The sequence below is a fragment of the Streptomyces sp. NPDC029956 genome, from assembly GCF_055574655.1.
This window is the reverse complement of record NZ_JBVHZJ010000002.1, coordinates 103,304-128,882: the sequence shown is the minus strand read 5'-3', so window position 1 is coordinate 128,882 and position 25,579 is coordinate 103,304. Positions and strand designations below refer to the sequence as shown.

Here is a 25,579-nt window from a genome sequence, read left to right as displayed (position 1 = left end):
GCGTTGCCCGGGGGCGACTTAGAACAGGGCGCCGAAGCCGTTCCAGCCCGACGTGCCGATCTTCATGCGGGAGGGGTACGGGTTGGTCGAGCTGCCCGCACCCTTGTACAGCCACAGCGCGCCGGCGCTGTCGCGGGCCACCAGGTCCGCGCGGCGGTCACCGGTCAGGTCGCCGGGGGAGAAGATGTGGTTGTACATGTTCCAGCCGGCGCCGACGCGGGTCCGGGTGGAGAAGGGGGACCGGTAGTTGCCGGTGCCCTTGTAGAGCCACAGGACGCCGCTGCGGTCACGAGCGACCAGGTCGGCGCGGCCGTCGCCGGTCACGTCGCCCTTGCCCGCGATCTGGGTGTACGCGTTCCAGCCGGAGCCGACGCGGTAGCGCTGGGTCAGGGAGGCGTTGCCGTTGCCCAGGTAGTGCCAGAGGACACCGGCGCCGTCACGGGCCAGGACGTCGTCCGGGGCGCCGCCACCGGTGTTGCCGGCCGAGATGACACGGTTGTAGGCGTTCCAGCCGCCACCGAGGTCACGGACCGGGCCGTCGCTGGCGAAGTGCAGGCGGCCGGTGCGGTTGACGGCGTACCAGCCGTCGGCGTGGTACCAGCCGTCGGCGTCGGGCCGCGCGTCGGTGTCCGCCTGGGTGAAGTTCTTGTATCCCACCCAGTTCCAGCCCTGGCGCCCGGCGATCCGCTGGATGGCGCCGCCGCCGACGGGGGTGTAACCGATGATGTCGCCGTTGGTGTGCCAGCCGTAGAGGTTGTTCAGCGCGGCACCGGAGGCGGCGGTCGCGGAGGCCGCGGCGGCGGACGCACGGTCCGACTGCCCTGCGGCGGACACGCGGTCCGACTGGGCCGCGGAGGGAGCCTTCGTCGCGGGGCCCGGCTCCGCCGCGACCGCGGCGGTCGAGGTGCCCACCAGGGCGGCGGCTATCGCGGCGACCGTGACACGGGACAGGAGACCCGTGCGGTTCAGGCCAGAAGAGTTGGCCACGTAGTACTCCATAAGGGAGAGGGACAAGGAAGTCACCGCCGGGCGCTCGAACACGCGGACGAGCTCGGCGGTCCTCCTATGATCCCTGCCGTCCTCACAGGATCCTTACTTTTCGGGGTGTCTGTGACACGACTGTTTCGATCCCGACCGTATGTCCCCTTTGCCCGCCCATGCCCCCGCGGCGCGCGGGGCCACACCCCTCAAGATGCTCCACTACGGGGAGGCCTGAGGCCCTGTCAAGGGCATTGACGGACGGATGGTTGGACGAAACGCCGCAGATCCAGCGTGCTTATCCCGGAGGTCTCAACTCGGGAAAGATGGCCGTCAAAACCTGCTTTCGATCTTGCTCAGGCGAAGGGAAGTGGACTATACCTGTCGCGTCCAGCCAGTCGGTTTCCTCACACGACGGCCCGACGCCTGCACGACCCGGCTGCAAATGACCGCGGTGGCGGGGCCCTTCGCCTGTGGCGAGTGAGTACGGGCGACCGGTACACCGCCTGAGTCCTGAATGAAGGCGAGGACTTGAGCATGGGATCCACCTCCGCTCAGACCAATGAGGGCCTTGGCCGTCGCGACCTGATCAAGCGTTCCGCCGCGATCGGCCTGATTTCGGTGCCGACCATGGGCTTCCTCTCCGCCTGCGCGAGCAGCAGCGGCGACGGAAACGCGAAGGTCGAGAAGGGTACGAAGTCCGACAAGAACCCGCTCGGGGTGAACGAGTCGGCACCGCTCGATTTCGTCCTCTTCGACGGCGGATTCGGACAGCAGTACGCCAAGGACGCGATCAAGGTCTACGAGACGAATTACCCCAAGGCCAAGGTCAAGTTCACGCCCACCCAGAAGATCACCACCGAGCTCCAGCCGCGCTTCAACGGCGGCAACCCGCCGGACCTCATCGACAACTCCGGCGCCGAGCAGATGGACATGGGCGTCCTCGTCGGCCAGAAGCAGCTGGCCGACCTCACCGCGCTCCTGGACTCGGCCTCCGTCGACGACCCGAGCAAGAAGGTCCGCGACACCCTGCGGCCCGGCATCGTTGAGATGGGCCAGTTCGACGGCGCCCCGGTCTGGGTCCTCTACTACGCGTACACCGTCTACGGCGTCTGGTACTCCCAGAAGCTGCTCGACTCGCTCGACGCGAAGTACCCCGAGACCTGGGACGAGATGCTGGCCGTCTGCGAGAAGGCCAAGAAGAAGGGCATCGCGGGCTGGACGTACGCGGGCAAGCACCCGTACTACCTCCCCTTCTCCCTCTACCCGATGATCGGCAAGGTCGGCGGCCGCGAGGTCCTGGACGCCATCGACAACCTGGAGCCGAAGGCCTGGGAGCACCCCGCGGTCAAGGCCTGTTTCGAGGCCTACTACGAGCTCGTCCAGAAGGGCTACATCCTCAAGGGCACCCCCGGCCTCGACCACATCCAGTCGCAGACCGCCTGGACCGAGGGCAAGGCGCTGTTCATCCCGAACGGCTCCTGGGTCGAGAACGAGGCGGCGAAGACCATGCCGGCCGACTTCGACCTGGCCGTCTCCGCCCCGAGCGGCATCGACGCCTCCGACAAGATGCCCTTCGGCACCATGTGGGCGTCCGGCGGCGAGCCGTTCATCGTCCCGGCCAAGGCGGCCAACCCCGAGGGCGGCATGGAGCAGCTGCGCATCATGCTGAGCGAGGCCTCGTCCAAGAACTTCACGCAGTCCGTGAAGTCCCTCTCCGCGTTCAACGGCGGCACCGACGGCATCGAGCTGACGCCGGGCCTCAAGTCCGGTGTCGCGGCCCTGGAGAAGGCCGGCCAGAACGTCGTCAACCCGCGCCTCCAGGACTGGTACGTCGCCCTCCAGAAGGAGAAGATCGGTGTCGCGGGCATCGGCGAGATGATGGCCGGCCGCGCCACCCCGGCCGAGACGATCAAGAAGATCCAGAAGTTCGCCGACGAGGCGGCCAAGGACACCTCGATCAAGCACTACAAGCACCAGTGAGCAGTGCCGGGGCCCCTTCCCGCCGACCGGGAGCGGGCCCCGGCCCCTTGGCGCGCGGCACCCGCGGCGCGCCTCCGCGGGAAGATCGGGGTCGGTAGGAATGCAGCACGGCAAGTACCGTTTCATCGTGGGGTTCCTGGCGGCACCCCTCGCGCTCTACGCGCTCTTCGTCATCTGGCCGTTCGTCCAGTCCATCTACTACTCGCTCACGGACTGGAGCGGCCTGAGCCCCGAATTCGGGTTCGTCGGATTCGACAACTACAGTCGAATGCTGGACGACGAGATCTTCTGGAAATCGCTCCAGCACAGTCTGACCCTCGCGGTGGTGCTGCCGCTGGTGACCGTCGGACTCGCGCTGTTCTTCGCGTTCATGCTCAATGTCGGCGGTCGGCGCCGTCGCGGAGCGGCCATCGCCGGCGTGCGCGGATCGGCTTTCTACAAGATCGTGTACTTCTTCCCGCAGGTGCTGTCGATCGCCATCGTCGCGCTGCTCTTCCAGTTCGCCTACAACCCGAACAGCGGAGCCATCAATTCCGCTCTGCAGCTCGTGGGCCTCGGCAGTATTCAGCCGGACTGGCTGGGCGATCCGAAACTCGCCCTCATCTGTGTGATGGCGGTTCTCGTCTGGTCCACGGTCGGCTTCTTCGTCGTCCTCTTCTCGGCCGGCATGGCGTCCATTCCGAGGGACTTCTACGAGGCCGCGCTGCTCGACGGCGCCAACCGCTTCACGACCTTCTTCAAGATCACCCTGCCGCTGCTCTGGGACACCGTGCAGTCCGGCTGGATCTACATGGGCATCCTCGCGCTCGGCGCGGAGTCCTTCGCCGTCGTCCAGATCATGACCGTCGGCCCCAACGGCGGCGGGCCCGACTACTCCACCGTCGTCCTTCCGCTGTACGTGTACCAGAAGGCGTTCCGGGACGGTCAGGCCGCCTACGCAACGACCATCGGTGTCGCGCTCCTTCTCGTCACCCTGGCCTTCGCGGCCATCGTGATGAAGCTGGGCCGGCGCGAGCGGCTGGAGTTCTGATGAAGACGACCGACACTGCCACCCCCGGCGTCGACGCCCCCGGCCCCTCGGGGGGCTCGGGGCCCGTGGTCACCAAGACGGTGCCGCCCGCGCCCCGCAAGGAGTCGAAGAGCGAGGGCTCGGTCCTCAACGTCTTCTCGCACGGCGTCCTGATCATCTGGGCGATCATGGTCGTCATGCCGCTGCTCTGGGCGGTCATGACCTCCTTCAAGACCGACCGGGCGATCTTCACCTCCCCGTGGGCCCTGCCCGACACCCTGCACTTCGAGAACTGGTCGCGCGCCTGGTCCCAGGCGCACATGAGCGACTACTTCATGAACACGATCGTGGTCGTCGGCGGTTCGCTCGTCGGCACGCTGCTCCTCGGCTCGATGGCGGCGTACGTGCTGGCCCGCTTCGACTTCCCCGGGAACCGCTTCATCTACTTCCTCTTCATCGGAGGGATGAGCTTCCCGATCATCCTGGCGCTCGTGCCGCTGTTCTACGTGATGCAGAACATGGCCCTGCTCAACACCCCGCACGGCCTGATCCTCGTCTACATCGCGTACTCGCTGCCCTTCACCGTCTTCTTCCTCACGGCCTTCTTCCGCACGCTGCCGAGCTCGGTGGCGGAAGCGGCCTTCGTGGACGGCGCCTCGCACACCAGGACCTTCTTCCAGGTGATGCTGCCGATGGCGAAGCCGGGCCTCATCAGCGTCGGCATCTTCAACTTCCTCGGCCAGTGGAACCAGTACCTGCTGCCCACGGTGCTCAACACCGAGCAGGACGAGAAGGTGCTCTCCCAGGGCCTGGTCCAGCTGGCCACGAGCCAGGGCTACAAGGGCGACTGGTCGGGTCTCTTCGCCGGTCTGGTGATGGCGATGCTCCCCGTGCTCGCCGCGTACATCATCTTCCAGCGGCAGGTGGTGGCCGGTCTGACCGCCGGCGCCGTGAAGTAACCCCCGTCCCCACGGTCTCCAGGGCCCCCGGCGCACCCGCGCCGGGGGCCCCGCGCGTCGTGTGACACAGACCCTCCCCAACTCAAGGTCTTGACGGGGAGCAAGCCGAAAGAGTCCCCTTAGAGTTCACATGTTGGAGAAAACGGTGGGAGTGAGTGAGTCGATGGAGACTCCGGGGTCGCAGACGTCTCTGCACAGGGCCAATCTCGAACGGGTCGTCCGGGCGGTGCGCATGGCCGGCTCGCTCACCCAGGCGGAGATCGCCCGGGCGACGGGACTGTCCGCCGCGACGGTCTCCAACATCGTCAGGGAGCTGAAGGACGGCGGCACCGTCGACGTCACGCCCACCTCGGCGGGCGGTCGCAGGGCCCGCAGCGTCTCGCTCTCCGGTGACGCCGGCATCGTGATCGGCGTGGACTTCGGCCACACCCACCTCCGGGTCGCCGTGGGCAACCTCGCCCACCAGGTGCTCGCCGAGGAGGCGGAGCCGCTCGACGTGGACGCCTCCGCCGCGGAGGGCTTCGACCGGGCGGAGCAGCTGGTCAAGCGGCTGATCCTGGCCACCGGGATCGGCCCGGACAAGGTGATCGGCGTCGGGCTCGGCGTACCGGGCCCCATCGACGTCTCCTCCGGGACCCTGGGCTCGACCTCGATCCTGCCGGGCTGGAGCGGGATCAACCCCGCGGAGGAGCTCTCCGGCCGCCTCGGCGTCCCCGTGCACGTCGACAACGACGCCAACCTCGGAGCCCTCGGCGAGCTGGTCTGGGGCAGTGGGCGGGGCGTCAAGGACCTGGCGTACATCAAGGTGGCGAGCGGCGTCGGCGCCGGCCTCGTGATCGACGGGCGGGTCTACCGGGGCCCGGGCGGCACCGCGGGCGAGATCGGGCACATCACGCTGGACGAGTCGGGCCCGGTCTGCCGCTGCGGCAACCGCGGCTGCCTGGAGACCTTCACGGCCGCCCGGTACGTGCTGCCGCTGCTCCAGCCCAGTCACGGCCCCGATCTGACCATGGAGAGGGTCGTGCAACTGGCCCGCGAGGGCGACCCCGGCTGCCGCCGGGTGATCGCCGACGTGGGGCGGCACATCGGCAGCGGTATCGCCAACCTCTGCAATCTTCTGAACCCGAGCCGGGTGGTGCTCGGCGGCGACCTGGCAGAGGCCGGGGAGCTGGTCCTGGCGCCCATCAGGGACTCCGTGTCGCGGTACGCGATCCCCAGCGCCGCCAGGCAGCTCTCGCTGGCCCAGGGGGCCCTGGGAGGCCGCGCCGAGGTGCTCGGCGCGCTGGCCCTCGTACTGAGTGAAATGGGCGATTCGACCCTGTTGGAGAGTGCCCTGCCGGCAGCTGCTCCGACCTCACGCCTTGCGTTCACTTAGATAACGAACACCACCGTTGTCATCTCGTTAAGGATTTACTTCTTGACGTCGGTGTGACGGCCGAGTTGACTTCGTGCCACCTCGGCCGCAACGTCGCGGCCTCGTCAGGGAGGCAACCCAAATGAACGCAGTGACGCGTCGCGCCGTCATAGCCACGGCCGCGGTGTCGATGGCCCTCTCGCTCGCCGCCTGTGGCCAGGCCGGCGGCGACGACAGCGGTGACAAGGGCAGCTCGACCAAGATCGGTCTGCTCCTTCCCGAGAACAAGACCTCGCGCTACGAGGCTCTCGACAAGCCCCAGTTCGAGAAGGCCGTCAAGGCCGCGTGCGGCGACTGCGAGGTCGTGTACAACAACGCGGTCTCCGACGTCGTCAAGCAGAAGCAGCAGTTCGACCAGCTGATCGCCGACGGCATCAAGGTCATCGCGCTCGACCCGGTCGACGCGACCAAGGCCGAGGGCTGGGTCACCGAGGCCAAGGCCAAGGGCGTCAAGGTCGTCGCGTACGACCGTGCCGTCAAGGGCGCCGACGCCTACGTCAGCCACGACAACAACAAGGTCGGCGAGCTCCAGGGCCAGGCCCTCCTCGCGGCCCTGGGCGGCAAGGCCGCCTCCGCCAACGTCGTGATGATCAACGGCGACGAGAAGGACCCGAACGCCGCGCTGTTCAAGAAGGGCGCCCACACCGCGCTCGACGGCAAGGTCGGCAAGATCGCCTACGAGGCGTCCGGCGAGTGGGACCCGAAGGTCGCCGGCGAGAAGATGTCCGCCGCCATCTCCTCGGTCGGCAAGGACAAGATCGGCGCGGTCTACTCCGCGAACGACGGCATGGCGGGTGGCATCGTCACCTCCCTCGAGAACGCCGGCATCAAGAACATCCCGGTCGGCGGCCAGGACGCCGAGGTCGCGGGCATCCAGCGCATCATCGCCGGTTCGCAGACCTTCACGATCTACAAGTCGCCGCTCCAGCTGGCCCCCGAGGCCGCCAAGTTCGCGGTGAACCTGCTCCAGGGCAAGGACCTCGGCGCCCAGGGCGCGACCGACGGTGTGCCGTCGACGCTGTTCCCGCCGGTCGTCGTCGACAAGGCCAACATCCAGACCACGGTGATCAAGGACGGCATCTACAAGGCCGCCGACCTCTGCACCTCGGACCTGGCCGCCAAGTGCACGGAACTGGGCATCAAGTAAGCCCTGAGCCGAGCCCGCCGGGCCCCCCGAGGGCCCGGCGTCACGGATCACGACAACGGCCCGCGTACAGAGGCTGAAGCCCCGGAAACGGGGTGAAGAGCCCCGTCGAGGGTGACACCCCGCCACAGGGTGAAGCCCTCGCCGACCGCCCGGCGCCCGTCGAAACGATCCGTCCCCCTGCCCGTCCGGCCCCCGGCCGACCCAGACCCCGCTGTCGGTCCGGGGGCCGGACGAGCTCAGCCCCCCCTCGAACTTTGGCGCTGCACCGGCGGCGCGACATGCCGCCGCCCGCGGGCGGCGAAGGAGTTGGTTCACGTGTCCCAGACGCAGGCGCCCGTGCTGGCGTTGCGCGGGATCTTCAAGCGGTTCGGAGCGGTTCAGGTCCTCTCCGGTGTCGATCTCGAAGTCCACGCAGGAGAGGTCGTCGCGCTCGTCGGCGACAACGGAGCGGGCAAGTCCACGCTGGTCAAGACGATCGCCGGTGTTCACCCGATCGACGAGGGCGTCATCGAGTGGGAGGGCGAGCAGGTCGAGATCCAGCGCCCGCACGACTCCCAGAACCTCGGTGTCGCGACCGTCTACCAGGACCTCGCGCTCTGCGACAACCTCGACGTCGTCGCCAACCTGTTCCTCGGCCGCGAGATCAAGAAGGGCGGCGTCCTCGACGAGGTCGCCATGGAGAAGCGGGCCAAGGACCTGCTCTCCACGCTCTCGATCCGCATCCCCAGCGTCCGCATCCCCGTCGCCGCGCTCTCCGGCGGTCAGCGCCAGGTCGTCGCCATCGCGCGCGCCCTGGTCGGCAACCCCAAGATCGTGATCCTCGACGAGCCGACCGCCGCCCTCGGCGTCGAGCAGACCGCCCAGGTCCTCGACCTGGTCGAGCGGCTGCGCGAGCAGGGCCTCGGCGTCATCCTCATCAGCCACAACATGGCCGATGTGAAGGCCGTCGCCGACACCGTGGCCGTGCTCCGCCTGGGCCGCAACAACGGCACCTTCCCGGTCGCCACCACCACGCACGAAGAGATCATCGCCGCGATCACCGGTGCCACGGACAACGCCGTGACCCGCCGTCAGGCCCGCAACGCGGAGGTAGCGAAGTGAGCAACACCCCTCCCACCGCGAGCGAAGAGGCAGCGGTGCCCGAGCCCCGTACCACCGAAGAGACGACCCCGGTCAGCGAGGTCCCGGCCGCCGCCGCGATACCCGCCGTCGACCCCCGCCTCCTCGTCCGCGAGCAGGGCTTCAAGGGTTACGTCGAGGAGTTCAAGCGCAAGATCCGCTCCGGTGAGATCGGCTCGCTGCCCGTCGTCGTCGGCCTGATCGTCATCGGCATCGTCTTCCAGGCGCTCACCGGCAACTTCATCACCTCGTACAACCTCGACCAGATCACGCTGTACGCGGTCGGCCCCGGCATCATGGCCGTCGGCATCGTCTTCGTGCTGCTGCTCGGCGAGATCGACCTCGCCGTCGGCTCCGTGGCGGGTCTGGCCGGCTCCGTCTGGGGCGTCCTCGGCACCGACATGCCGGACGGCCTCGCGATCCTCCTCGGCATCCTCTCCGGCACCCTCCTCGGCGCCTTCCACGGTCTGGTCTTCGCCAAGATCGGTGTGCCCGCCTTCGTCGTCACCCTGGCCGGCTTCCTCGGCTGGGCCGGTCTGCAGACCTGGGTGATGGGCGACAAGTCGACCATCCCCACCCCGATCGGCAGCTTCGTCGGCGACCTCACCAAGTACTACTTCTCCGACGTCGCCGCCGCCTACGGCCTCGCCGTGGCCGTCGTCGCCGCGTTCTACCTCGCCCAGCTGCGCGACTCCCGCCGCCGCAAGGCCGCCGAGCTGCCGCACCGCCCGCAGAGCGAGATCATCCTGCGCACCGCGATCCTCGCGGTCCTGGTCCTCGTCGCCGCGTACGGCTTCAACCAGGAGCAGGGCCTGCCGCTCTCCCTGGTGATCTTCCTGGTGATCCTGCTCGTCACCGACTTCGTGCTGCGCCGCACCACGTACGGCCGCCAGGTCTTCGCCGTCGGCGGTGGCATCGAGGCCGCCCGCCGCGCCGGCATCAACGTCTCGTGGATCCGGATCTCGGTCTTCATGATCTCCGGCACCATGGGCGCGATCGGCGGTCTGTTCCTCGCCTCCGCGACCGGCGGCGCCGACCGCTCCCTCGGCGGCGGCAACCAGCTGATGATGTGCATCGCCGCCGCGGTCATCGGCGGAACGTCCCTGTTCGGCGGACGCGGCAAGGTCTGGTCGGCGCTCCTCGGCATCCTGGTCATCCAGTCGATCGTCCAGGGCCTCAACCAGATGAACCTGTCCTCGAACGCGATCCAGTACATGATCACCGGAGCGGTCCTGCTCATCGCCGTGATCATCGACTCGGTCTCCCGCAAGACGCAGAAGACGGCAGGACGCGCCTAGGGACCCCGTCCCGCGCGCGTAACGCTCGCCACACCGCCCGGCGCCGTGAAACCGGCGCCGGGCACTGCTGCGTCCGGAGCAGTGCCCCGACCCGCGGGGAGCAGCACGGATCGGCGTCCGGAGCCGTACAGATCAGCGGCATGTAGGCCGTGGGGGTGACCTGTCATCCCCCGGCCCGATGCCCACGATCCAAGACGGAACATTAGACTCGACAAATCGGCAAGCTCGACCAGCTCAAACGCAAGGAGGCACGGGTGGCTCTGCTGACCCGTATCAGGGGACCGCGAGATCTGGACCGGCTCTCCCCGGAACAGCTGGATCAGCTGGCCGACGAGATCAGGACGTTCCTCGTGGACGCCGTCTCCAAGACCGGCGGGCACCTCGGGCCCAACCTCGGCGTGGTCGAGCTGACCATCGCCCTGCACCGCGTGTTCGACTCCCCGAAGGACAAGGTCCTCTGGGACACCGGCCACCAGAGCTACGTCCACAAGCTGCTCACGGGCCGCCAGGACTTCTCGAAGCTCAAGATGAAGGGCGGCCTCTCCGGCTACCCCTCGCAGGCCGAGTCCGAGCACGACGTCATCGAGAACTCGCACGCCTCCACGGTCCTCGGCTGGGCCGACGGCCTCGCGAAGGCCAACGAGGTCCTCAAGAAGGACGACCACGTCGTCGCCGTCATCGGCGACGGCGCCCTCACGGGCGGCATGGCCTGGGAGGCGCTGAACAACATCGCCGCCGCCAAGGACCGGCCGCTCGTCATCGTCGTCAACGACAACGAGCGCTCCTACGCGCCCACCATCGGCGGCCTCGCCAACCACCTGGCGACCCTGCGCACCACCGACGGCTACGAGCGCTTCCTCGCCCGCGGCAAGGACATCCTGGAGCGCACCCCCGTCGTCGGGAAGCCGCTCTACGAGACCCTGCACGGCGCCAAGAAGGGCCTCAAGGACTTCATCGCCCCGCAGGGCATGTTCGAGGACCTCGGCCTCAAGTACGTCGGCCCCATCGACGGCCACGACATCGAGGCCCTGGAGTCCGCCCTGACGCGCGCCAAGCGCTTCGGGGGCCCGGTGATCGTCCACTGCCTCACCGAGAAGGGCCGCGGCTACCAGCCGGCCCTCCAGGACGAGGCCGACCGCTTCCACGCCGTCGGCAAGATCCACCCCGACACCGGTCTGCCCATCTCCACCTCCGGCGCCGACTGGACCGGCGTCTTCGCCGAGGAGATGGTCGCGCTCGGCAAGGAGCGCGCGGACATCGTCGCCATCACCGCGGCCATGCTCCAGCCCGTCGGTCTCGACAAGTTCGCCAAGGCCTTCCCCGAGCGGGTCTTCGACGTCGGCATCGCCGAGCAGCACGCCGCGGTCTCCGCCGCCGGCCTCGCCACCGGCGGTCTGCACCCGGTCTTCGCGGTCTACGCGACCTTCCTCAACCGCGCCTTCGACCAGGTCCTGATGGACGTGGCCCTGCACAAGTGCGGCGTCACCTTCGTCCTGGACCGGGCCGGCATCACCGGCACCGACGGCGCCTCCCACAACGGCATGTGGGACATGTCGATCCTCCAGGTCGTCCCCGGCCTGCGGCTCGCCGCCCCGCGCGACGCCGACCAGGTCCGCGCCCAGCTGCGCGAGGCCGTCGAGGTCACCGACGCACCCACCGTGGTCCGCTTCTCCAAGGGCGCGGTCGGCCCCGCCGTACCCGCCCTGCGCCGCGTCGGCGGCATGGACGTGCTCCGCGAGCCCGGCTCGGACCGGCCGGACGTCCTCCTGGTCTCCGTCGGGGCGCTCGCCCCGATGTGCCTGGAGATCGCCGATCTGCTCGACCGGCACGGCATCACCACCACGGTCGTCGACCCCCGTTGGGTCAAGCCCGTCGACGAGGCCCTCGCCCCGCTCGCCGAGCGTCACCGGGTCGTCGTCACCGTCGAGGACAACAGCCGCGTCGGCGGCGTCGGCTCGGCCGTCGCCCAGGCGCTCCGCGACGCCGGGGTGGACGTGCCGCTGCGTGACTTCGGCATCCCGCCGCGCTTCCTGGACCACGCCTCCCGCGGCGAGGTCCTGGCGGAGATCGGCCTGACCGCCCCGGACATCGCCCGGCAGGTCACCGGTCTGGTCTCGCGTCTCGACGGCAGGTTCGAGAGCAGCGCGCAGGCCGTGGAGCCCGCCCGCGACTGACCGACACGGTCACCCCGCGTCATCCTGGGGCCGATCGGCTCACTCTTCGGAGTGCCGATCGGCCCTTTCGCGTGCATTCTGACCACAGGGCGGGCAGCCCCATGGCAGGGAGGTACGACGAGTGAGTACGGACCAGAGGCCACGAGCCAACAACGGCATCTTCCGGACCAAGACGATCGAACAGTCGATCCGTGACACGGAGGAACCGGAGCACGCACTCAAGAAATCCCTGTCCGCCTGGGATCTCATGGTGTTCGGCGTCGGCGTCATCATCGGCACCGGCATCTTCGTCCTGACGGGCAAGGTCGCCAAGGAGAACGCGGGCCCGGCCACCGCGCTCGCCTTCGTCGCCGCGGGCATCGTCTGCGCGCTCGCCGCCCTGTGCTACGCCGAGTTCGCCTCGACGGTGCCGGTGGCGGGATCGGCGTACACCTTCGCGTACGCCTCGATCGGCGAGCTGCCCGCCTGGATCATCGGCTGGGACCTCGTCCTGGAGTTCGCCCTGGGTACGGCGGTGGTCGCCGTCGGCTGGTCGGGCTACGTCCGCTCGCTCATGGACAACATCGACTGGCACCTACCCGCGGCGCTGGAAGGGCCGGACGTGCCGGGCGGCACCTTCGACATCCTGGCCTTCCTCCTCGTCCTGGTGCTGACCGTCGTCCTCGTCCTGGGCATGAAGCTCTCCGCCCGGATCACCGCGATCGTCGTGGCGATCAAGGTGACCGTGGTGATGATCGTGATCGTCGCCGGTCTGTTCTTCATCGTCGGCGACAACTACAAGCCCTTCATCCCGCCGGCCGTCACCCCCGAGGGCGGCGGCTCCAACTGGGACGCGCCACTCGTCCAGCTGCTCTTCGGGTACGAGGCGACGAACTTCGGCGTCATGGGCATCTTCACCGCCGCCTCGGTCGTCTTCTTCGCCTTCATCGGCTTCGACGTGGTGGCCACCGCCGCCGAGGAGACCAAGCTGCCGCAGCGGGACATGCCCCGGGGCATCCTCGGCTCGCTCTTCATCTGCACCGTGCTCTACGTGGCCGTCGCGCTGGTCGTCACCGGCATGCAGCACTACACCGAGCTGTCCGTCAGCGCCCCGCTCGCCGACGCCTTCAAGGCCGCCGGGCATCCCTTCTACGCGGGCGTGATCAGCTTCGGCGCCGCCGTCGGACTCACCACGGTCTGTCTGATCCTGCTGCTCGGCCAGACCCGGGTGTTCTTCGCGATGAGCCGCGACGGCCTCCTGCCGCGCTTCTTCTCCGTCACGCACCCGCGGTTCAAGACCCCCTACCGCCCGACCATCCTGCTCGGTGTGATCATCGCCGTCGTCGCCGGCTTCACCAGCATCAACGAGCTCGCGACCCTGGTGAACATCGGCACCCTCTTCGCCTTCGTCGTCGTCGCGTTCGGTGTCATCGTGCTCCGCCGCACCCGCCCCGACCTGCAGCGCGCCTTCCGCACCCCCTGGGTGCCGGCGCTGCCGATCCTCTCCATCGCCGCCTCGCTGTGGCTGATGCTCAACCTGCCGGGCGAGACCTGGTTCCGGTTCGCGGTCTGGATGGCGATCGGCATCGTCGTGTACTTCCTGTACGGGCGCAGTCACAGTCGGCTCGGGAAGCAAGGCCAGGGCGCGCTGCACTGAGCGGGTCGTGAGGCGGTGACACCGCAGGCGCGGAAGGGACCGTTCGGAACGGCGACTACAGTCGGTTCGTACCCGAACTCCTTCCGACGACCGGAGTGCTGGATCCCCCCATGGCTAATCGATCCCAGGCCCCCACCCCCCCGTCCCACGGCTCCTCCGCCGGCCCGCTGCTCCAGGGCGCCTGGCTGACCAGAGGGACGGAGGGCCGGTTCAGCGCCTACCTGCCCAGGGACGGAGAGGTGGTGCGCTGGACCGAGGAGCCGGACGGGAGCTGGAGCGGACCCGTCTCGCTGGGCGGCCCCGGCCCCTCCGGCGGACTCACCCCCTTCCTCGCGGTCGGTCAGGGCGCCGACCGCTACGTCCACCTCGTCGGTCTGCGGCCCACGGACGGCGGCGACGACCACGTGGAGCTGGTGCACAGCGTCCAGTTCCAGACGGGCCGCCCCGCGGTCGCCTGGCGCCCGATCGGGCACTCCAACGGCAAGGGGCCGTGGACCGGCAACCCCGCCGTCGCGGTGGACGGCCAGGGCCGTGTGTACGCCTTCATGCGCAACGGCGGCGGCGGACTGAGCGTGCGGGCCCAGAAGGACGCCGGCGGCTGGCACCCCTGGTGGGACCTGATGGGGTCGAAGACCGACCCCTCGCCGGTCGCGGTCACCAACGGCTCCGGCTTCGTCGAGCTGTACAGCTCGCACGCCAAGGGCCTCGTCCGCTACGTACAGCGCGAGTCCGGCGCCCGTCCGATCCGCGAGGAGCTCCTCCCGGCCTCGGTGACCATGGGCACCCTGGCGGCCACGACCGGCCCCTCCGGGCACGTCACCCTCTTCTACCTCGACCTGGACGGCCAGGTCCGCGCCTGGTCGCCGGAGCGCTCCCTGGAGCCGACGGTGCTCGGCAAGGCCGTCGGCACCGGACGGCTCTCCGCCACCCGCTGTCTCATCGACGGCTTCGACTGCACGGTCCTCGCGCAGCACTCCGCCGACGGCCGGCTCGCCCTCGCCGCCTACCCGAGCGAGCAGGAGACCGAGGGCATCCAGTGGTCGGAGACGGGGGACCGGCACCACGAGCTCGCCGCCGTCCTCACCCGCGGGCTCGACGGGCGACTGGTCGCGATGGCCCGGGTCGGCGCGGGCGCCCCGATCACCACCCGCCAGAAGGCGTCGGCGGAGGGTCTGCTCCTGGAGGGCTGGCGCTCCATAGGGTGACGCCCCGACGCGACCTCCCCAGGGCTTCTCCAGGCCTCCCGGGCGCGTACCCCGGGAGGCCCAGCCGGAGCACCGGGAGAACGCGCCTGACGGTACGCGGACGGCCCCGGCACCTGGAACAGGTGCCGGGGCCGTCCACGTACGCCCCGGGGCGCGAGGCCGGGTGTTACGCCGGGACGCTCGCCACGCCCTGCGCGAGGAAACGCTTGCCGTTGACGCGCTCGGAGACGCCCTCACGGTCCAGGTACGGCGTGATGCCGCCCAGGTGGAAGGGCCAGCCCGCACCGGTGATGAGGCAGAGGTCGATGTCCTGCGCCTCGGCGACGACACCCTCCTCCAGCATCAGGCCGATCTCCTGCGCCACCGCGTCCAGGACGCGGTCGCGGACCTGCTCCTCGGTCAGGACGGAGTCGCCCTGGACGAGGAGGGCGGCGACCTCCGGGTCGAGCTCCGGCTTGAAGCCGTTCTCGGCGTTGTAGACGTAGAAGCCGCGCTTGCCGGCCTCGACGACGCGCTTGAGGTTCGGCGAGACGGTGAAGCGCTCCGGGAAGGAGCGGTTCAGGGTCTCGGAGACGTGCAGACCGATGGCCGGGCCGACGAGCTCCAGGAGCACCAGCGGCGACATCGGCAGGCCGAGGGGCTCGATGGCCTTCTCGGCCGTCTCGACCGAGGTGCCCTCGTCGATGACGTTCTGGATCTCGCCCATGAAGCGGGTCAGGATGCGGTTCACGACGAACGCCGGGGCGTCCTTGGTGAGGACCGCGGTCTTCTTCAGCTTCTTCGCGACACCGAAAGCGGTGGCGAGGGAGGCGTCGTCCGTCTTCTCGCCGCGCACGATCTCCAGGAGCGGGAGGATCGCGACCGGGTTGAAGAAGTGGAAGCCGACCACGCGCTCCGGGTTCCGGAGCTTGGAGGCCATCTCCGAGACGGACAGCGAGGAGGTGTTGGTGGCGAGGATCGCGTGCGCCGGGGCGACCGCCTCGACCTCCGCGAACACCTTCTGCTTGACGGACATCTCCTCGAACACGGCCTCGATGATGAAGTCCGCGTCCGCGAAGCCCGCCGCCTTGTCCAGGACACCGGAGACCAGGCCCTTGAGGCGGTTGGCCTTGTCCTGGTTGATCCGGCCCTTGCCGAGCAGCTTCTCGATCTCGGCGTGGACGTAGCCCACACCCTTGTCGACGCGCTCCTGGTCGATGTCGGTCAGGACGACCGGCACCTCCAGGCGGCGCAGGAAGAGCAGGGCGAGCTGGGAGGCCATCAGACCGGCGCCGACGACACCGACCTTGGTGACCGGGCGGGCCAGCGACTTGTCCGGGGCACCCGCGGGGCGCTTGCCGCGCTTCTGCACCAGGTTGAAGGCGTAGATGCCGGAGCGGAGCTCGCCGCCCATGATCAGGTCCGCGAGGGCCTGGTCCTCGGCGTCGAAGCCCTTCTGCAGGTCGCCGTCCTTGGCGGCCTCGATGATCTCGAGGGCGCGGTAGGCGGCCGGAGCGGCGCCGTGCACCTTGGAGTCGGCGATGGCGCGGCCCTTGGCGACGGCCTGGTCCCAGGCCTCGCCGCGGTCGATCGCGGGACGCTCGACGGTCACGGAGCCGTTGAGGACGGAGGCCGTCCAGATCAGCGACTGCTCCAGGAAGTCGGCGCCCTCGAACAGCGCGTCGGCGATGCCGAGCTCGAAGACCTGCTTGCCCTTGAGCTGGCGGTTCTGGTTCAGCGAGTTCTCGATGATGACCGAGACGGCCTTCTCGGCACCGACGAGGTTCGGCAGGATGGCGCAGCCGCCCCAGCCGGGCACCAGGCCGAGGAAGACCTCGGGCAGCGAGAAGGCCGGCAGGGCCTTCGACACGGTGCGGTAGGTGCAGTGCAGACCGACCTCGACGCCGCCGCCCATGGCCGCGCCGTTGTAGTACGCGAAGGTCGGGACGGCGAGCGCGGACAGCCGCTTGAAGACGTCGTGGCCGCCCTTGCCGATGGCGAGCGCCTCGTCGTGCTTCTTCAGCAGCTCGACGCCCTTGAGGTCGGCGCCGACGGCGAAGATGAACGGCTTGCCGGTGATGCCGACGCCGGTGATCTCACCGTTCGCGGCCTCGGCCTCGACCTGGTCGATCGCCGTGTTCAGGTTGGCGAGCGACTGCGGGCCGAAGGTGGTCGGCTTGGTGTGGTCGAAGCCGTTGTCCAGCGTGATCAGGGCGAACCGGCCCGCGCCCGCGGGCAGTTCGAAGTGCCGTACGTGGGCGCTCGTGACGACCTCGTCGGGGAAGAGCTCCGCGGCGCCCTTCAGAAGCTCGGCGGTGGTGCTCACTTGCCCTCCCAGTGGGGGTTTTCCCAGATGACCGTGGCGCCCATGCCGAAGCCGACGCACATCGTGTTGAGGCCGTAGCGGACCTGCGGGTTCTCCTCGAACTGGCGGGCCAGCTGCGTCATGAGGCGGACGCCGGAGGAGGCGAGCGGGTGACCGTAGGCGATGGCGCCGCCGTACTGGTTGACGCGCGCGTCGTCGTCGGCGATGCCGTAGTGCTCGAGGAAGGCGAGGACCTGGACGGCGAAGGCCTCGTTGACCTCGAAGAGGTCGATGTCCTCGATGGACAGACCGGCCTTCGCGAGGGCCTTCTCGGTCGCCGGGATCGGGCCGTAGCCCATGACCTCGGGCTCGACGCCGGCGAAGGCGTACGAGACGAGGCGCATCTTCACCGGGAGGTCGTTCTCGCGGGCGAAGTCCTCGGAGGCGATGATCGAGGCGGTGGCGCCGTCGTTGAGACCGGCCGCGTTGCCCGCGGTGACGTTGCCGTGGACGCGGAACGGCGTCTTCAGGCCGGCCAGCGACTCCAGGGTGGTGCCCGGGCGCATCGGCTCGTCGGCGGTGACCAGGCCCCAGCCGGTCTCGCCGGTGGAGGCGTCGGTGCGGCGGACCGAGATCGGCACCAGGTCCTGCTGGATCTTGCCGTCGGCGTACGCCTTGGCGGCCTTCTCCTGCGAGCGCACGGCGTACTCGTCGGCGCGCTGCTTGGTGATGCTCGGGTAGCGGTCGTGCAGGTTCTCGGCGGTCATGCCCATGAAGAGGGCGGACTCGTCGACGAGCTTCTCCGACACGAAGCGCGGGTTCGGGTCGACGCCCTCACCCATGGGGTGGCGGCCCATGTGCTCGACGCCACCGGCGATGACGGCGTCGTAGGCGCCGAAGGCGATCGAACCGGCGACGCTCGTCACGGCCGTGAGCGCACCGGCGCACATGCGGTCGATGGAGTAGCCCGGCACCGACTGCGGCAGTCCGGCGAGGATGCCCGCCGTGCGGCCGAGGGTCAGACCCTGGTCACCGATCTGCGTGGTCGCGGCGATGGCGACCTCGTCGATCTGCGCGGGGTCCAGGCCGGGGTTGCGGCGCAGCAGCTCCCGGATGGCCTTGACGACGAGATCGTCGGCGCGGGTCTCGTGGTAGATGCCCTTCGGGCCCGCCTTGCCGAACGGGGTGCGGACGCCGTCGACGAAGACGACGTCCCTGACGGTACGAGGCACGATGGCTCTCCTCCAGGGTGCGGGATGGCACTGCTGCGGCACACGCCTAAGCGTGCGCTTGCTTCCCCCATGCTACTTGTGGGTAACCAGGCTGCCCAGTCCCTGGGCCCCAAGCGGCGAAGGTCACACCCCGAGGATGCCACCGGGCCGACTGCGCGCCCCCCGCGTACGCCCGTCTGATCGGACGGTCCCGCAACCCGATGGGCCCAGAGCGGCGGCCGTGTCGCGCCGCCTCCGTGCGTCGGCGGGCGGAGTCTGGCACCGGCCCGGGGCACGAGGCCCCCGACCAGGCCCACGGAACGGACTCCCATGCCCATCGACACCACCGACCACAAGGTCACCCACACATCCACCGTCCCCGCGAACAAGGGCGATGTCGTCGAGCTCTTCGTACGGGAGCGGAACGGCACGCCCCCCGGCCAGCCGCGCAGGCCGGTCCTCATGCTCCACGGCCGGAGCGTGCCCGTGCTCGCCGGCTTCGACCTCTCCTACAAGACGTACAACTGGGCGGAGGCGCTGGCGAAGGCCGGTTACGACGTCTTCATGATGGACCTCCAGGGGTCCGGGCTGTCGCCGCGCCCCAAGATGGACGACCCCCGCAACGTCAACCCGGCCCACCAGCACCTGCTGAAGCCCCGGCCGGTGGGCTTCACGCCGGGTCCGCCGAACTACCCGTTCCAGCTGACCAACTCGAACAGCGACCGGGACGAGCTGAACACCGTCGTGGACTACATCCTGGACGAGTGCGACGCGGAGAAGGTCGCCTTCATCGGCTGGTCCGCCGCCGCCTTCACGATGGGACCGTACGCGGTCAACAACCCCACGAAGGTCGAGAGCCTGTTCCTCCTGGCACCGATCTTCCCGCCCAAGGGAACGTCGAACCCGCCCGCCTCGCTGCCGCGACCGGGCTTCCCGACCTTCCTCGGCACGAAGGGCGGATTCGGCGACAACTGGAAGACCGAGGTGCACTGCGACGGCCAGCGCGAGGACGCCGTCGTCGAGGCGGCGTGGAACGCGATCATGAAGAGCGACCCGGTCGGCAGCACCTGGGGGCCGGTCGGGGAGGGGCGCAACCGGATCAGGAACTTCTGGCGGTGGGGATGGAACAAGACCACCGCGGCACAGGGCGGCGTGCTCGGAGGAAGCGTCCCCGTGCTGATGGTGTACGGGGAGTACGACAAGCAGGTGAACACGTCACCCCCCAACCCGGACCCGGAACTCGACTTCTCCGTCCCCGCCCTCTACGACGCCGTCGCGGGCGCCCACAAACTGATGGTCAAGCTGGCGTGCGCGGGGCATTCGGTGGTGTGGGAGATGCAGCACAAGAACGTCCACAACCTCTCGAAGCACTGGCTCAAGCACCACAAGGTCGACGGCAAGACCAACGGCGTCTTCGACATGGACACCGACGGCAACCTCAGCCCCGCCCCGTAGGCACGACGGAGCCCCTGGCGGTTCTCACCGTCCAGGGGCTCTCCGGGCGAGCGGGTCACGCGGTCGCCGTCAGCGCCTTCACCAGGAGCGGGGTCACCAGGCCGACCTGCCAGGCGCGCGCGCCGTGCCCCGCGAGGGCGGCGGCGACGCCGGCCGCGTCGGCCGGGGCCGGCGGCTCCCAGCAGACCCGGCGCACCGTGTCCGGGGTGATCAGGTTCTCCTGCGGCAGGTTGAGCTCCTCCGCGAGGGCCGAGACCGCCGCGCGCGCCGCCGACAGTCGGGCCGCGGCGACCGGGTCCTTGTCCGCCCAGGCGCGCGGCGGCGGCGGGCCGGCCACCTGCTGGCCCGGCTGGGGAAGCTCGCTCTCGGGCAGGGCGCGGGCCCGGTCGACGGCCGCCTGCCACTGCTCCAGCTGGCGGCGGCCCATGCGGTGCCCGAAACCGGGCAGCGCGGTGAGCGCGGTCACGTTCACCGGCACCGCGAGCGCCGCCTCCACGATCGCCGCGTCGCTCAGCACCTTGCCGGGGGAGACGTCCCGCCGCTGGGCGACCTGGTCACGGGCCGTCCACAGCTCCCGTACGACCGCCATCTGGCGACGGCGCCGCACCTTGTGCATGCCGGAGGTGCGCCGCCACGGGTCCTTGCGCGGCGGGGCGGGCGGGGCCGAGGCGATCGCGTCGAACTCCTGGTGCGCCCATTCGAGCTTGCCCTGCCGGTCGAGCTCCTTCTCCAGGGCGTCCCGCAGGTCGACGAGGAGTTCCACGTCGAGGGCCGCGTACCGCAGCCAGGGCTCGGGCAGCGGCCTGGTGGACCAGTCGACGGCGGAGTGGCCCTTCTCCAGGGCGTAGCCCAGGACGGACTCGACCATCGCGCCGAGGCCGACGCGCGGGAAGCCCGCGAGCCGCCCGGCCAGCTCGGTGTCGAACAGCGACGTCGGGAGCATGCCTATGTCGCGCAGGCACGGGAGGTCCTGCGTCGCGGCGTGCAGGATCCACTCGGTCCCGGCGAGGGCTTCGCCGAGTCCGGAGAGGTCGGAGCAGCCCACCGGGTCGATGAGCGCGGTACCGGCGCCCTCGCGGCGGAGCTGGACGAGATAGGCGCGCTGGCCGTAGCGGTAGCCGGAGGCACGCTCGGCGTCCACGGCGACGGGGCCGCGGCCGGCCGCGAAGGCGGCGATCACCTCGGCGAGGGCGTCCTCGGTCTCGACGACGGGCGGAATCCCCTCGCGGGGCTCCAGCAACGGGATCGGAAGCCCATTCGCAGGGACATCGTCGTCCGGGGGGCCGCCCCCGGTGGTGCGCAGTGCTGTGTCTGCTGCGGTCTCTTGGGCGTCGGTCACCTGTCAAGGGTATCGGTGAACGGCAGGCGCCTGTCGACGGAACGTTCCGTCGACAGGCGCCGGCTTCTCGTACAGCGGTTCCTCAGTGGATGATCCCCGTCCGAAGGGCCACCGCGACCATGCCGGCGCGGTCGCCGGTGCCCAGCTTGCGGGCGATCCGGGCGAGGTGGCTCTTCACGGTGAGGGCAGAGAGGCCCATGGAGACGCCGATCGCCTTGTTCGACTGGCCCTCCGCGACGAGCCGGAGCACCTCGACCTCACGGCCGGAGAGCTCGCGGTAGCCGCCCGGGTGGCTCGGGGCACCCGGGGGGCGGCGGTGACCGAGCCGCGCGGCCGCGGCGCCGATGGGGGCGGCGCCGGGTCGGGTGGGGTGGCCGATGTTCGTACGGGTGCCGGTGACGACATAGCCCTTCACGCCGCCCGCCAGGGCGTTGCGTACGGCACCGATGTCGTCCGCCGCCGAGAGGGCGAGGCCGTTGGGCCAGCCCGCGGCGCGGGTCTCGGACAGCAGGGTCAGGCCGCTGCCGTCGGGCAGGTGGACGTCGGCAACGCAGATGTCGCGCGGGTTGCCGACGCGGGGACGTGCCTCCGCGATGGAAGAAGCCTCGATCACGTCGCGTACTCCGAGGGCCCACAGGTGGCGGGTCACGGTGGAGCGGACGCGCGGGTCGGCCACGACGACCATGGCCGTCGGCTTGTTCGGGCGGTAGGCGACCAGGCTTGCGGGCTGCTCGAGGAGAACGGACACCAGGCCTCCTGGGGGGAAGGGTGCGGGACGGAGCCGGCTCGGGGAAGAAGCCGGGGGCGAACCCGTGCTGTGAAGGGGTCACTGGTTCCTTCGGCAGCTGGGCCGCCCGCCTTTAGGGAAAGATCACGATTTGGTGAGTAATAATTAGGGCAATTCGGACGCGTGATCGATCATCCTACGAGCGGGCCCCCTCGTTTCACCCCTGAGAGGGAGCGCCGGGGCCGTCGTTCGGACGCTTCGAAGGTTGGCTTGATCCCACCCCTCAGACCTGCTGCGGCCCCCGCCGCTGGGGCAGCGAGACGATCCCCGCACCCGACACCGTCCCCGCCGCGCCCGTCGCCGGGTCGGCCGGCGCCGGCGGCAGTCCCGCGATCTGGCAGAGCAGATCGCACCAGGCCGCCAGGTGCGCCCCGGTGTCCGGCACACCGCCCAGACCCTCGCGCGGCGTCCAGGACGCCCGGATCTCGATCTGCGTCGCGGGCCTGCGGTCCGCGAGACCGCCGAAGTAGTGCGAGCCCGCCATCGTGACCGTGCCGCTCGCCTCCCCGTACGCGAGCCCCCGGGCCTCCATCGCCCCGGTCAGCCAGGACCAGCACACCTCGGGCAGCAGCGGATCCGCCGCCATCTCCGGCTCCAGCTCCGCCCGGACCAGCGTCACAAGGCGGAACGTGCCCTTCCAGGCCTCGTGGCCGTCCGGATCGTGCAGCAGCACGAGCCGCCCGTCCGCGAGGTCCTCCTCGCCGTCCACGACGGCCGCCTCCACCGCGTACGCGTACGGGGCGAGGCGCTGCGGCGGCCTCGTGGGGTCGATCTCGATCTCGGGTCGCAGCCGCGCCGAGCGCAACGCCTCCACCGCCCGCCGGAACGCGGGTGGAACCGGGTTCGCCTCCGTACTGTCCGCCGTTTCGTCCGTCCCTCGATCGCCGTCGGAATGATCGGAAAAATGTCCCTGAGCCGCAGCCATGCGGGGAAGAGTAGGCGGAACGGGCCCTCCGTGCAGGGAGGGACACCCTGCCCGGACGAGCGGCTTCCCGCCACATGCGAAGATTCTGGGCGTGAGTGCCAACGACAGCCCGCAGGGCCAGCAGACGAAGCAGCAGTCGCGGACGCACGACTCCGCGTTCCTCAAGGCGTGCCGGCGGGAGCCCGTGCCGCACACCCCCGTCTGGTTCATGCGGCAGGCCGGGCGCTCGCTCCCCGAGTACCTCAAGGTGCGCGAGGGCATCCCCATGCTCGAGTCCTGCATGCGGCCCGAGCTGGTCACCGAGATCACCCTCCAGCCGGTCCGCCGCCACAAGGTCGACGCCGCGATCTACTTCAGCGACATCGTCGTCCCCCTCAAGGCCATCGGCCTCGACCTCGACATCAAGCCCGGCGTGGGTCCGGTCGTCGCCGACCCGATCCGCACCCGTGCCGACCTGGACCGGCTGCGCGACCTGACCCCCGAGGACGTCCACTACGTCACCGAGGCCATCGGGATGCTCACCGAGGAGCTGGGCGACACCCCGCTCATCGGCTTCGCGGGCGCGCCCTTCACCCTCGCGAGCTACCTCGTCGAGGGCGGCCCGTCGCGCAGCCACGAGCGCACCAAGGCGATGATGTACGGCGACCCGCAGCTGTGGGCCGATCTGCTCGACCGTCTCGCCGAGATCACCTCGGCCTTCCTCAAGGTCCAGATCGAGGCCGGCGCCTCCGCCGTCCAGCTCTTCGACTCCTGGGTCGGCGCCCTCGCCCCGGCCGACTACCGCCGCTCGGTGATGCCGGCCTCCGTGAAGGTGTTCGACGCGGTCGCCGGGTACGGCGTCCCGCGCATCCACTTCGGTGTCGGTACGGGCGAGCTGCTCGGCCTCATGGGCGAGGCCGGCGCGGACGTCGTCGGCGTCGACTGGCGCGTCCCGCTCGACGAGGCCGCCCGCCGCGTCGGCCCCGGCAAGGCCCTCCAGGGCAACCTGGACCCGGCCGTGCTGTTCGCCGGGCGCGAGGTCGTCGAGGCCAAGACGGACGAGGTCCTGGCCGCCGCGAAGAACCTCGAGGGGCACGTCTTCAACCTGGGCCACGGCGTCATGCCGTCGATGGACCCGGACGCCCTGTCCCGGCTCGTCGAGTACGTCCACACCAGGACGGCCGTCTGACGCACCCGCGACGCCTGTCCGACGGCCGCCGGGGGAGACCCCGGCGGCCGTCGTGCTGTCGTCAGCCCGCCGCGCGGACCGCCGCCGTCGCCTTGCGGGCCGCGATCAGGACCGGGTCCCAGACCGGCGAGAACGGTGGCGCGTACCCGAGGTCCAAAGCCGTCATCCGCTCCACCGTCATCCCCGCCGTCAGCGCCACGGCCGCGACGTCCACCCGCTTCGCCGCCCCCTCCCGGCCCACGATCTGCACCCCGAGCAGCCGGCCCGTGCGCCGCTCGGCCAGCATCTTCACCGTCATCGCCGCGGCCCCCGGGTAGTACCCGGCCCGGCTCGTCGACTCCACGGTCACCGTCACGTACCGCAGCCCCACCTCCCGGGCGTCCTTCTCCCGCAGGCCGGTCCGGGCGAGCTCCAGGTCGCAGACCTTGGACACCGCCGTGCCCACGACCCCCGGGAACGTCGCGTAGCCGCCGCCGACGTTGGACCCGATGACCTGACCGTGCTTGTTCGCGTGCGTCCCCAGCGGCACGTACCGCTCGCGGCCCGAGACCAGGTCCAGGACCTCCACGCAGTCACCGCCCGCCCAGATGTCCTCGTGGCCGCGGACCCGCATCGCCAGATCGGTGAGCAGCCCGCCGTGCGCCCCCAGGGGCAGCCCCGCCGCGCGGGCGAGCGAGGTCTCCGGCACCACGCCCATGCCCAGGACGACCACATCCGCCGGATACTCGGCCTCGTCCGTCGCCACCGCCCTGACCCGGCCGTCCTCGCCGGTGAGGATCTTCGTGACCTCCGCCGAGGCGACCGTCGTGATCCCCAGACCGTCCATCGCCCGGTGCACCAGGCGGCCCATGTCCGGGTCCAGCGTCGCCATCGGCTGCTCTCCCCGGTGCAGGACCGTCACCTCGTAGCCCCGGTTGAGGAGCGCCTCGGCCATCTCCACGCCGATGTAGCCCGCGCCGACCACGACCGCCCGCCGCCCCGGGGTCGCGTCCAGCGAGTCGAGCAGGGCCTGCCCGTCGTCCAGGGTCTGCACCCCGTGCACCCCGGGGGCGTCGATCCCCGGCAGCGCCGGCCGCTTGGGGCGGGCGCCCGTCGCGACCACCAGCTTGTCGTAGTCCGTCCAGGTCTCCGTACCGGTCTCCAGGTCCCGTGCGAGGACCCGCCGGCCGGGCACGTCGAGCGCCGTCACCTCCGTCCGCATCCGCAGGTCGACGGCGCGCGCCCGGTGCTCCTCGGGGGAGCGCGCGATCAGCTCGTCGCGGGTGGCGACGTCACCGCCGACCCAGTACGGGATGCCGCAGGCCGAGTACGAGGAGAAGTGACCGCGCTCGAACGCGACGATCTCCAGCTCGTCCGGCCCCTTGAGCCTGCGCGCCTGGGGAGGGGGGGGAAGCCCCCCCCCGTCGCCACCGATGACCCACAAGCGGTTGCTCGGGGGGCGACGCTACCTCTTCGGGGCCCCCCGGGTCGCCAGGAAGGGTACCACCC

General features: G+C 70.2%; 19 protein-coding genes. 12 read left to right on the top strand and 7 right to left on the bottom strand.

Features of this window, described 5'->3' with window-relative positions; translation table 11 throughout:
* Positions 1-18 precede the first annotated feature (18 nt).
* On the bottom strand, positions 19-987 hold the full coding sequence (locus ACZ4XX_RS01820) for an FG-GAP repeat domain-containing protein (RefSeq protein WP_468506034.1): 969 nt from the start codon (positions 985-987) through the stop codon (positions 19-21).
* A gap of 528 nt (positions 988-1,515) precedes the next feature.
* On the opposite strand from ACZ4XX_RS01820, the gene ngcE reads away from it, so the two are divergent.
* The 10 genes from ngcE (at position 1,516) to ACZ4XX_RS01770 (ending at position 14,922) form a co-directional block, all read left to right on the top strand.
* Entirely contained in the window at positions 1,516-2,961 is a 1,446-nt protein-coding gene (ngcE, locus tag ACZ4XX_RS01815) for an N-acetylglucosamine/diacetylchitobiose ABC transporter substrate-binding protein (protein ID WP_468506033.1), read from the top strand.
* A gap of 100 nt (positions 2,962-3,061) precedes the next feature.
* Positions 3,062-3,991, top strand: a complete 930-nt coding sequence (locus ACZ4XX_RS01810; protein ID WP_468506032.1) for a carbohydrate ABC transporter permease — start codon at positions 3,062-3,064, stop codon at positions 3,989-3,991.
* A complete protein-coding gene (locus ACZ4XX_RS01805; RefSeq protein WP_468506031.1) occupies positions 3,991-4,929 on the top strand; it encodes a carbohydrate ABC transporter permease in 939 nt (312 codons plus the stop codon). Before ACZ4XX_RS01810 ends, ACZ4XX_RS01805 begins: the two co-directional genes overlap by 1 nt.
* A 163-nt stretch (positions 4,930-5,092) precedes the next feature.
* The gene (locus tag ACZ4XX_RS01800; RefSeq protein WP_383580643.1) at positions 5,093-6,304 is read left to right on the top strand and encodes an ROK family transcriptional regulator; all 1,212 of its coding nucleotides are present in this window, start codon (positions 5,093-5,095) and stop codon (positions 6,302-6,304) included.
* A 121-nt stretch (positions 6,305-6,425) separates the two neighbouring features.
* Complete coding sequence (locus ACZ4XX_RS01795) at positions 6,426-7,490, top strand: sugar ABC transporter substrate-binding protein (RefSeq protein ID WP_468506030.1); 1,065 nt, start codon at positions 6,426-6,428, stop codon at positions 7,488-7,490.
* A 306-nt stretch (positions 7,491-7,796) separates the two neighbouring features.
* On the top strand, positions 7,797-8,591 hold the full coding sequence (locus ACZ4XX_RS01790; protein WP_468506029.1) for an ATP-binding cassette domain-containing protein: 795 nt from the start codon (positions 7,797-7,799) through the stop codon (positions 8,589-8,591).
* Positions 8,588-9,907, top strand: coding sequence for a sugar ABC transporter permease (locus ACZ4XX_RS01785; RefSeq protein WP_468506028.1), 1,320 nt, complete (start codon positions 8,588-8,590; stop codon positions 9,905-9,907). Before ACZ4XX_RS01790 ends, ACZ4XX_RS01785 begins: the two co-directional genes overlap by 4 nt.
* Before the next feature lie 254 nt (positions 9,908-10,161).
* Positions 10,162-12,081 (top strand): 1-deoxy-D-xylulose-5-phosphate synthase, encoded by a 1,920-nt coding sequence (dxs, locus tag ACZ4XX_RS01780; RefSeq protein ID WP_468506027.1) that lies wholly within the window; start codon positions 10,162-10,164, stop codon positions 12,079-12,081.
* Between the two features lie 121 nt (positions 12,082-12,202).
* The gene (locus ACZ4XX_RS01775) at positions 12,203-13,717 is read left to right on the top strand and encodes an amino acid permease (protein ID WP_468506026.1); all 1,515 of its coding nucleotides are present in this window, start codon (positions 12,203-12,205) and stop codon (positions 13,715-13,717) included.
* A gap of 110 nt (positions 13,718-13,827) precedes the next feature.
* A complete protein-coding gene (locus ACZ4XX_RS01770) occupies positions 13,828-14,922 on the top strand; it encodes a PLL family lectin (RefSeq protein ID WP_468506025.1) in 1,095 nt (364 codons plus the stop codon).
* Positions 14,923-15,088: 166 nt separating this feature from the next.
* On the opposite strand, the gene ACZ4XX_RS01765 is transcribed toward ACZ4XX_RS01770, so the two are convergent.
* Positions 15,089-17,227: a 3-hydroxyacyl-CoA dehydrogenase NAD-binding domain-containing protein gene (locus tag ACZ4XX_RS01765; RefSeq protein WP_468506024.1), complete on the bottom strand. Its 2,139-nt coding sequence runs from the start codon at positions 17,225-17,227 to the stop codon at positions 15,089-15,091.
* Positions 17,224-18,438, bottom strand: a complete 1,215-nt coding sequence (locus tag ACZ4XX_RS01760; RefSeq protein ID WP_468506023.1) for a thiolase family protein — start codon at positions 18,436-18,438, stop codon at positions 17,224-17,226. Before ACZ4XX_RS01760 ends, ACZ4XX_RS01765 begins: the two co-directional genes overlap by 4 nt.
* Positions 18,439-18,747: 309 nt before the next feature.
* On the opposite strand from ACZ4XX_RS01760, the gene ACZ4XX_RS01755 reads away from it, so the two are divergent.
* On the top strand, positions 18,748-19,872 hold the full coding sequence (locus ACZ4XX_RS01755) for an alpha/beta fold hydrolase (RefSeq protein WP_468506022.1): 1,125 nt from the start codon (positions 18,748-18,750) through the stop codon (positions 19,870-19,872).
* Positions 19,873-19,927: 55 nt separating this feature from the next.
* Here ACZ4XX_RS01755 and ACZ4XX_RS01750 read toward each other — a convergent pair whose 3' ends face one another.
* The 3 genes from ACZ4XX_RS01750 to ACZ4XX_RS01740 form a co-directional block, all read right to left on the bottom strand.
* The gene (locus ACZ4XX_RS01750) at positions 19,928-21,211 is read right to left on the bottom strand and encodes an HRDC domain-containing protein (RefSeq protein WP_468506021.1); all 1,284 of its coding nucleotides are present in this window, start codon (positions 21,209-21,211) and stop codon (positions 19,928-19,930) included.
* A gap of 82 nt (positions 21,212-21,293) precedes the next feature.
* Complete coding sequence (locus ACZ4XX_RS01745) at positions 21,294-21,959, bottom strand: response regulator transcription factor (RefSeq protein ID WP_015037008.1); 666 nt, start codon at positions 21,957-21,959, stop codon at positions 21,294-21,296.
* Between the two features lie 262 nt (positions 21,960-22,221).
* Positions 22,222-22,923, bottom strand: a complete 702-nt coding sequence (locus ACZ4XX_RS01740; RefSeq protein WP_468506020.1) for a DUF3000 domain-containing protein — start codon at positions 22,921-22,923, stop codon at positions 22,222-22,224.
* A gap of 91 nt (positions 22,924-23,014) precedes the next feature.
* Here ACZ4XX_RS01740 and hemE point away from each other — a divergent pair, with 91 nt between their 5' ends.
* Entirely contained in the window at positions 23,015-24,091 is a 1,077-nt protein-coding gene (gene hemE, locus ACZ4XX_RS01735; RefSeq protein ID WP_355959868.1) for a uroporphyrinogen decarboxylase, read from the top strand.
* Positions 24,092-24,152: 61 nt separating this feature from the next.
* Here the strand turns inward: hemE and ACZ4XX_RS01730 are convergent, their stop codons facing one another.
* Positions 24,153-25,514 (bottom strand): FAD-dependent oxidoreductase, encoded by a 1,362-nt coding sequence (locus ACZ4XX_RS01730; protein WP_468506019.1) that lies wholly within the window; start codon positions 25,512-25,514, stop codon positions 24,153-24,155.
* Positions 25,515-25,579 lie beyond the last annotated feature (65 nt).

Bases quoted from the DNA above. Each gene is read 5' to 3' on its own strand.
- ngcE (WP_468506033.1), top strand. From the start codon at position 1,516: ATGGGATCCACCTCCGCTCAGACCAATGAGGGCCTTGGCCGTCGCGAC.
- ACZ4XX_RS01810 (WP_468506032.1), top strand. From the start codon at position 3,062: ATGCAGCACGGCAAGTACCGTTTCATCGTGGGGTTCCTGGCGGCACCC.
- ACZ4XX_RS01805 (WP_468506031.1), top strand. From the start codon at position 3,991: ATGAAGACGACCGACACTGCCACCCCCGGCGTCGACGCCCCCGGCCCC.
- ACZ4XX_RS01800 (WP_383580643.1), top strand. From the start codon at position 5,093: ATGGAGACTCCGGGGTCGCAGACGTCTCTGCACAGGGCCAATCTCGAA.
- ACZ4XX_RS01795 (WP_468506030.1), top strand. From the start codon at position 6,426: ATGAACGCAGTGACGCGTCGCGCCGTCATAGCCACGGCCGCGGTGTCG.
- ACZ4XX_RS01770 (WP_468506025.1), top strand. From the start codon at position 13,828: ATGGCTAATCGATCCCAGGCCCCCACCCCCCCGTCCCACGGCTCCTCC.
- ACZ4XX_RS01755 (WP_468506022.1), top strand. From the start codon at position 18,748: ATGCCCATCGACACCACCGACCACAAGGTCACCCACACATCCACCGTC.
- ACZ4XX_RS01740 (WP_468506020.1), bottom strand. From the start codon at position 22,923: ATGGCTGCGGCTCAGGGACATTTTTCCGATCATTCCGACGGCGATCGA.